At 66.3% G+C, this 8,058-nt stretch carries 8 protein-coding genes and 1 pseudogene; 4 read left to right on the top strand and 5 right to left on the bottom strand.

The genetic code is table 11. The annotated features are described in order from the left end of the window. Nucleotides 1-67: 67 nt before the first annotated feature. A complete protein-coding gene (locus B7L92_RS02535) occupies nt 68-1,087 on the bottom strand; it encodes an XRE family transcriptional regulator (protein ID WP_081235869.1) in 1,020 nt (339 codons plus the stop codon). A 277-nt stretch (nt 1,088-1,364) separates the two neighbouring features. Between B7L92_RS02535 and B7L92_RS02530 the strand changes: the two genes are divergently transcribed. Further along, nucleotides 1,365-1,826, top strand: coding sequence for a hypothetical protein (locus tag B7L92_RS02530; RefSeq protein WP_081235868.1), 462 nt, complete (start codon nt 1,365-1,367; stop codon nt 1,824-1,826). A gap of 206 nt (nt 1,827-2,032) precedes the next feature. Next, nucleotides 2,033-2,374 (top strand): hypothetical protein, encoded by a 342-nt coding sequence (locus B7L92_RS02525; protein ID WP_081235867.1) that lies wholly within the window; start codon nt 2,033-2,035, stop codon nt 2,372-2,374. Between the two features lie 274 nt (nt 2,375-2,648). On the opposite strand, the gene B7L92_RS02520 is transcribed toward B7L92_RS02525, so the two are convergent. Beyond that, nucleotides 2,649-3,947, bottom strand: coding sequence for an IS110 family RNA-guided transposase (locus tag B7L92_RS02520; protein WP_438363930.1), 1,299 nt, complete (start codon nt 3,945-3,947; stop codon nt 2,649-2,651). Between B7L92_RS02520 and B7L92_RS02515 the strand changes: the two genes are divergently transcribed. After that, nucleotides 3,856-4,614 carry an IS6 family transposase gene (locus B7L92_RS02515; protein WP_081235866.1) on the top strand — a complete coding sequence of 253 codons (759 nt, stop codon included), beginning with the start codon at nt 3,856-3,858 and terminating at the stop codon, nt 4,612-4,614. The genes B7L92_RS02520 and B7L92_RS02515 overlap by 92 nt on opposite strands. A 142-nt stretch (nt 4,615-4,756) precedes the next feature. Next, nucleotides 4,757-4,984, top strand: a pseudogene (locus B7L92_RS02510) (helix-turn-helix domain-containing protein); the annotation flags it as partial. Between the two features lie 196 nt (nt 4,985-5,180). Here B7L92_RS02510 and B7L92_RS02505 read toward each other — a convergent pair. From B7L92_RS02505 to B7L92_RS02495, 3 genes are all read right to left on the bottom strand, one after another. Next, nucleotides 5,181-5,975 (bottom strand): class I SAM-dependent methyltransferase, encoded by a 795-nt coding sequence (locus B7L92_RS02505; RefSeq protein ID WP_159460993.1) that lies wholly within the window; start codon nt 5,973-5,975, stop codon nt 5,181-5,183. 1 nt (nt 5,976) lies between these two features. Continuing rightward, nucleotides 5,977-7,536, bottom strand: coding sequence for an AMP-binding protein (locus tag B7L92_RS02500; protein WP_081235864.1), 1,560 nt, complete (start codon nt 7,534-7,536; stop codon nt 5,977-5,979). 325 nt (nt 7,537-7,861) lie between these two features. Beyond that, on the bottom strand, nt 7,862-8,058 hold a 197-nt coding region (locus B7L92_RS02495; protein WP_143626222.1), incomplete at its 5' end, for a transposase.

Genomic DNA, 8,058 nt, shown 5'->3' with positions numbered 1-8,058 from the left:
GTTCCTCAAACTCGCCTGCTCGCTGATCTGCTGGCGCCGCCTGCAAACCGCATTCCGTTAGGAGCTCTTATTGGGTGCGTCCGGTGGCGACTTGCGGAGGTGAAATCAGTTCGATCAGGAAGTCCTGGTCGGCGGCGCCGGAGCAGCGGCCCTGGACGACTTCCGCCCCGTCCTTGGTGTCTTGGTCGCGCAGGCTCAGACACTGGCCGGTGGCGACCGGGCGGATGCGGAAGTGGGCCGTAGCAGACGGGCCGAAGGGCTCGATGCGGAACTGTTGGGCCCGGTTGTCGTCGGCACAGTCGTCGCGGGGCTCAAGCAGGTCGCGCCCCGGCCCTTTCAACAGAACTGTGAGGCAGCCGATGCCGTACTTCGGGTGGTGCCACTGGATCTGCACGGTGTCCTTGCCCAGTGGTTCGAGGAACACCAGTGGCAAGACGGCCTTCGCACAGGGTCGTTGAGCGGTGACGGCGGTTCGGTATTGGCCTGTGCGATCCCTGCCTTCGGTGAGACACAGCTCGGGTGCGCGAGCGGGGTGGATACGTGCCCAGCTGCCCACGGCCAGCATGCGCAGTCCGGTCACCGGCATCGCGGGCGGGGTGGCCGGCGCCGACGAGCCGTGGAACAGGCTGATGACGCCAAGTGTGCCCACGACCGCGATGCCCGCGGCACCGAGCAGGCCGGCCGCCTGGCGCCACCGCGGGGCGTGTGCTGGGACAGACACACCGGTGGTTGATACGTCGCGATCGTCGCCCCCCTCGTCGCCGGTTGATGCAGGCTTTTGGGTGGCGATGCGGCGGCGTGCCTCGAGCCACTGGCGTACTTCTTCTTCACCAAGGCCGCACGCGCGGGTGAAGGCGTCGACAAACCGTTCTCGGGGCAGAGTGGTGCGGCCGAGAGTGGTTGCGACTGTGCTGGCCGGGAGTGTGTTGGTGTGTGCGGTGGCCTTGTCCTCAAGCTGACGGTAGGTCAGTCCGGTCCAGAGCCGCAGCCTGCGCAGTGCCGCAGTGAACTCGGCAGGGGTGTTGGCCTGCGCTGGTTGTGGTGGTCCCTCCGCTGACTCGGTGAAACCGTCCCTTCTCTGGCTCATTACCTCAGCATGCGCCCACAGGTGGTGATCGGTCGCTATCGAAACTGGCCTTGTTCGAGTGCGTTCGGAACGCAGTCAGCATCGTTCCGAACAGACGCGAACGGTGACTTCCCTTGTCAGTTCAGTGGCCGTGCGGACATGCTCATCGTCGATCGAATCGTCGTGTGGCAGTCGTCGCCGACTCATCAGCCTCGTCTTCGACGCAACAGAGCAATCCGCCCATCGTGTGGCGCCTTCTGTCGCGCTGGACATCGGCTTCCTTCCGAGGAGGGGAACATTGGGCAAGGCCAAGGTTGGCAGGACTCTCAGTCGCGTCCTGACCGCTGTCGCCCTTACCGCCGGTCTCGCCTTCACCGGTCTAACGAGCACGGCCTCCGCAACACCAGCTGCGGTGGCCGAAGGCTGCCGCAACATCTACACGTCCGTCACTGGTGCCTACTTCCAAGGCACAGTGTGCTCGGACCCGGACATGTGGTGGATGTCCCCGGAATACAACGAGCTGCCCACCTACCTGAAGGACACCGCCAAGGACGGCCGACGGGCCGAGTTGTGGGTCGGCTACACGTCGAGCGGCTACGACAGCGAAATCATTCTTGAGGCCACATGCGGCGTCGGATGCGCGCCCGATGCAGGCGGGCTGTGGGGATGGGCCGCCTACCCCTACACCGGTGATCAGGCCAGGTTCAGAGTGTGCACCAGTGACGCCGGGGCCTCACGGAGATGCGGCAGCTGGAGCTGACGAACCACCCCACAGGACCTGAACCGGTCAGGTCGGCGTCGGCGGTTGGAGACCTCGCCGGGCACGAGGCGAGGTCTCCAACCGCCGACGCACCATGAGCACCTGCACGCGGCGGGCGAACTGCCGCCGGCCCGTCCGCCCGGCCTGCCGCACCAGCCCCGCCTGCCCTCCCGGGCCGGCTGACGACTTGTGGAGATCCCATGAGAATGCCTGTTGTCCTGTCCGTTCTCGCGTCCGGCGTGCTCCTCGCGTCCGGACTCGCAACCACCACGGCGGGTTCCGCCCAAGCCGCACCCGTCACCCCGCTGGCGGAGGCAGCAGACAGTGCCTCCGGTGCGGTCATGGCGTGGTACCCGACCGTCTCTCGGGGCGGCAAGATTCGTGCCTGCTACAAGGAAGCGTGTGAGTGGTACTACAACACGGCCCCTGGAGACAGTCTGCTGTGGAGTCATTACGCCTACAACGAGTTCGGGAACAGGTGGTACTACGTTGATAACGGCTTCACCAGAGGGTGGATCTACTGCGGGAACGTTACGGCGGGCTGCTGAGTCAAGGACGGGAATCCGTGCCTCGGTCCGGGAAGGGGGAGGTGGTCCTGATTGACGGCACCCTCATCGCCCCCCAGCGCCGCACCGGGAAGGCCGACCGGCGGAACTACTCCGGCTGTGAGCATGATGGTCGTGCCGTTCCGGCCGTGGCTTGACTCGTACTCTGGCTGGCTGCATGTGCCTTGTGTTTGATCTGTCGGCCCGGTCGGAGCGGCACGTACCGGCACCGGGCCGGCGGAGCGTGTCCCGATAGACATCTCGGGATCTGAAGACGTCAAGCGGCAGCTGCCGTTGATGAGGATACGGGCGAGTTGAAGGCACGTTGTTCGTCGAAGAGGACCCGCTTCTGGAGGCAGTGGAACAGCTGGCCGAGCAAGCGGTTGAACAGGTGCCGCTGAGCTTGTGCGTGCCAGTCGCCGAGGTCGCGTCGGTGGCGGTAGTGAGCCTGCGCCCCGGGTGATGAGCGCAGGGAGGAGAAGGCCCAGAGATAGCTGGCGTGGTGGAGTCGGTTGTTCTTGACCATGCGGCGTCCGACGTAGTGCTTCTTGCCGGAGGCGCGGGTGATCGGTGCGGATCCGGCGTATGCCTTCAGTCCGCGGGCGTCGGCGAAGCGGTCGCGGTCGTCGCCGGTCTCGGCGAGAACACGTGCCGCGAACTGGACGCCGAGGCCGGGGAAGCTCAGGAGTATCTCGGCATCCGGATGCTCACGAAAGCAGGCATCGACTGCTTCGGCGAGATCTTCACTGGCCTGGCAGGCTGCTTCGAGCTGCTTCAGCAGAGCGAGAAGCTGCTTGCCGAAGGCATCCTCGACAGCCGCGGGCTGGTGAGCGTACTCAGCGCGCAGGACACCGCGCAGGCGGTCGGCCTCCTCCTCAATACCGCGGACACGGCCGGCGCGCTTGAGTACGGAGCGCAGCTGGCTCAGCGACAGCCGCGAGGCCTCGGTCGGCGTCGGCGCCTTGGCCAGGATGATGCGGGCCTCCTCGCGGGCCAGCCCGCCCTGCTTGGCCAGGAAGGCATCCAGGGCTGCGGGGTAGTACTCGCGCAGCAGGGAGCGGATCTGGTTGCCGATCTGCTGGCGGTTCCAGACGGCGTCCTGCTGGGCCCGGGCCAGCACCGCAATGGCCTGGGCCTGGTCGGAGTCCGCCGGCAGCGGCCGGTGCACGGCCATGTCGGTGCGGAGGATGTTCGCCAGCACGAGGGCGTCGCCCAGGTCGGACTTCTTGCGGGACACACCGTGGCGGTCGCGGTAGCGGGAGGCGGCAAGCGGGTTGATCGCGAAGACCCTGCGGCGGCCGGTCCGCAGGGCTGCCACGAGCAGGCCTCGGCTGGTCTCGATGGCCACCGGTATCGGCGACTCGGGGCTGTCGCCATGCTCGGCCAGGAGCTCGAGCAGTATCCGGTAGCCGGCCGCGTCATCGCTGATCCGCCGCTTGGCCAGTAGTTCGCCGGGCGCTGTCACGTTGGTTGACCGGCTTGGGATGATCTTCTGGTTGGTCGTGCCGGGGAGGGATTCGCTCGTGTCGTCCGCGCCGCCGTCGTACCAGGGGCACCGGTACCCGGTGGAGATCATCGCGCACTGCGTGTGGCTGTACTTCCGCTTCCCGCTCGGCTTCCGCGAGGTCGAGGAGCTGATGCTCGAGCGCGGCGTGCTCGTCTCCCACGAGACCGTCCGCCGCTGGTGCGCAAAGTTCGGGCAGGGCTACGCCAACGGCCTGCGCCGCCGGCGGCCCCGGCCCGGGGACAAGTGGCACCTGGACGAGGTCTTCATCAAGATCAACGGCGAGCCGAAGTACCGGTGGCGCGCCGTCGACGCCGACGGCAACGCGCTCGACATCCTTCTCCAGAGCCGAAGGGGCAAGGCCGCGGCCAGGCGCTTTTTCCGCAAACTGCTCGGGAACACCTGCTCGGTGCCGCGGGTGATCGTCACCGACAAGCTCCGCTCCTACGGCGCGGCCCACCGCGAGGTGATGCCCTCCGTGGAGCACCGTTCCCACAAGGGCCTGAACAACCGGGCCGAGAACAGTCATCAGCCCACCCGGCAGCGCGAACGCGCGATGAAGGGCTCCCGCAGCATCGGCGCAGCCCAGCGGTTCCTGTCCGCGTTCAGTGGCATCTCGCCCCACTTCCGGCCACGCCGCCACCTGATGACCGCCGCCCACTACCGCGCCGAGATGACCGTCCGCTTCGCCGTCTGGGACCAGATCACCGGCGCTGCCGGCCGGTCCACCACGGCCTGACCCCAGGCCCGAAGCGCAAGCCCACCACGCCCCGACGGCGCCATCAGACACTCACACACCCAACAATGTGACAGCGCCCGTAGAGAAGCTCCCGGTAGACGAGTGGGTGTCGAGTCCACGCCGTCCTGCCAGGAGCTTCTGCGTGCTTGCCCACCCATCCGGTGTCGATCTGTCCAGCGCGGCCCTGCGCTTCCTCGCCCGTGAACTGACCGCACGTCGGCGCGAACTGGGCACACGGTGGCGCCGGCTGACCGCCGGGCGGCAAGCGCTGCTTGTGCTGGCGCATCTGCGGTGCGGTCACACCTACGCCCGGCTCACCGTCGGGTTCGGCGCCAGCACCACCACCGTATACCGGTACATCACCGAAGCCGCCAGCCCCCAGGCCGGCGTCCTCCAACGCGTTCGCCTCCGCTACAACTGGGCCGCGGATTTCGTAGCAGACGTTGCCGAGCTTTCGGAACTACCGAATCTCCATGCGCCCACCTTTCGAAACGGGGATCCACGGTGGTGCCGCCAGGTGGGCCGTCGCATCCACGACGGCCCACCTCGCACGGTCCAGACACTGGTCATCCCGGCACTGCCTGCACGGGTCGGGCGAACCGACGCATGACGTTCACCAGCGGCTTACGCGCCGTGAACACCTGGTAGTGATCGCGGAGCATGTTGCCCTCCAAGGGCATGATCTCAGCAAAGCCGGCCTGTCCCAGGGCATGACGCAGCCGCGCCTCGTCGAGCATGTAAGAGTGCCGGGTGAACTCAAAGACCTCGTCATCGATCTCCATCCGAATATCCCAGCGTCGCAGGCCAACCTCGGGGAGCGCCTGGATGGTTTCAGAGACGGAGACCATCCGGCCACGTACCTCGCGCGGCGTATGGCGAATGCGACCGCCGAGGTCGGGCTCCTTGTGTTCGGCAGGAATGTCGACGTACAGGAAGCCGCCGGGCTTGAGAGCGCCGTACATGCTCTTCAGATGCTCGACGATGGCACCGGAATCTGCGGAAGGCCGGTCGTCGTCCCACACGCTCGCGTAGACGAGCGAGTTCCCGCGGCATATCAGGAGGTCGAAGACATTGGGAAAGGTACCGGCGAGGTCCGCCCAGTTCAGGAGCAGCGGTTTCACATCGAGCCCCATGGCGGCCGCGTTGTCCTCGAAACGCTCCAACATCGCAGCGCTTCCATCGGCGCAGATGACGTTGTAACCGTCTTGGATCAGGTCGAGCGTGATGAACCCGGTGCCCACTGAGCAGTCGATGACGGACTTCTCGGGAAAGCTCGACAGAAGGTCGGTGAGGTGCTCGGTCACCTGCTTCCGGTCGGAACACGCCTCAAGGTAGAACTCAAAGAGTTCCCCGAACTCCATGTCAGTCTCGCCCCCCATTGGTGTGAGCCAGCGCCCAGTCCAGCAGTGCCTCGCGGTCGATCTTGCTGTTGTGCCGACGGTCGGAGGGAAGACGCCCCGGGTGGAAAAGCAGCGTGGGAACCAGCAGCGCGTGCCGCCCCGCCACCGCGTCGACATCCTGCTGCGTGACGTGACCCGACGCGGAGTCAGGAAGGACGAGAAACACCGTCGGGCTGCCGGGAACCGCGATCACCGCGCTGACATAAACGCCCAGGTGGTGGTTGTACAGCTGCTCCTGCTGGTCGGGGTACACCCGCCCGGCGGCGGTGTCGACGACATGCTTTCTGCGGCATAGAAACCAGACCATGCCGTCCTCGTCCACGTAGCCGACATTACCCATGCGATGCCACAGCGAGTCGTCGTTGCGGTGGCGCAGTTTCGCGTACCGGGTGAGTTCGGGGCGCCGGAAGTACTCGGTGGTGACCCGCGGCCCGCTGACCACCAGCTCTCCGATCTGGCCCCGGGGAAGGAAGTCTGCATCAGAGATGCCGGCCAGGTCGGCGACCGCCGTGTCGATCACCTCGACGCGGGTGTCGACCGCGTGCCCGAGGGGCACACCACGGCCCTGTTTCGTGCCGTGCTCGGTGAGGTCGGCAAGCGTCACGGAGTCGATCAGGGTGATCGGCATCAGCGCCTCCGTGCTGGCGTAGGGCACATAGATGCGTGCCTCGGGCATGACCTGGGCGAGGTTTTCCAGCATGCGCTGGTTCACCGCGGCTCCCGCAGTTGCGGCGACCTTGACCGGGGGAGCGTCGAGATTCCCCTCCTCACAGCGTTCGGTGAGCCGCTTCCAGAACACCGGCGAGGCGAAGACGTAGTCACAGCCATGCTTGGTCATCTGCCGGATGGCGTAGTCGACCGGTAGCAGGGCCGGCTGTGTTTCCGTCAGGTCGGGGATGACGGCCCGGCGTCCCATCGCGATGGCCTTGATGCCCAGGTGAGAGAAGAACGCGAACTCGGACTCGACGCCGTACCGCTCATAGGACTCCCGCTGCACTCGGAGGTAGGAGGCGAGCTGGGAGCAAGTCCACGGGACTCCCTTGGGTAGTCCGGTGGTGCCGCTGGTGTAGATCAGTAGCACCGGGTCACCAGGCTGTGCCGACTCGGGGGTTATGGCCTCTTCTTCGGCCGCTCTTGCGCTGTGGCGTACGTCCAGCGCGTTTGACGGGTGAGTCTGGTGCCCGGGCACAGGGTCGGTGCTCACCCAAAGCGCGGGTTCCAAATCCTCGACGCACTTCGCCAGGACGGGGCCCGGCGTTCCGGCATCGACGAATACGGGTACGGCGCCGAGAATGAAACACGCGTAGGTGATGTGCGCAAACACTTCCCCAGCAGGCATGGTGACGACCACCCGGCTGCCGTGCGCGACCCCGAGATCACGCAGCTGATGAGCGACGCGCTGGGTGTCCTCCCAGAATTGTCGGGCAGGGACCGTCCTGTCGGTGGCGCAGTCCGTGAGGACCCCGGGGTCCTCGGGGTCTCGGCAGCGGTCTATGAGCCCCTGCAATAACGGATTGAGCATGTTCCCCCCTGGTTTTCCCTCTGTATGACAAGCGAGTCTGTGATGGTGTGCCGGCTCGAGAGATCCGATCTGTTTCGGTCGGCGAGCTCCCCGCGTGGCCGGGTTCGGCCCGCCCGTTTCTGGCCGATCTCCTGGCCCGGAATTTCAGTGGTTCTTCACAGTGGATACCGCTCTCCTTGTACGTGTTCGTAGTGCCCGGAGTCCCGTCGTGCGTCGTCGGATGCGCCATTGCCTTCCATCGGGAGCACACGGTGCAGGCGAGCGTGGGTAAGTGCTGTCCCGTAAATGATCTACGACATGCTGGATGACCAGCGTCGTTTTCCGGTCACCCGGCGAGGGCGAGGTTGTGGAGGCGGGCGACGCCGAGCATGGCGTGGTGGACGCCTTCGCCTTTCAGGCGGCAGTCGCGGAGGATCTTCCAGGTCTTCATGCGGGCGAAGACGTGCCCGACGCGGGCGCGGACCTTGCGGTGTGAGCGGTTGTGGTCCTCTTTCCAGTCCGGGAGTTTGGTCTGACCGCGCT

The sequence above is a fragment of the Streptomyces viridosporus genome, from assembly GCF_002078235.1.
Classification (GTDB): Bacteria; Actinomycetota; Actinomycetes; order Streptomycetales; family Streptomycetaceae; genus Streptomyces; species Streptomyces viridosporus.
Note: the sequence above shows the minus strand (reverse complement) of the source record. Positions and strands in the feature narration are given on the sequence as shown.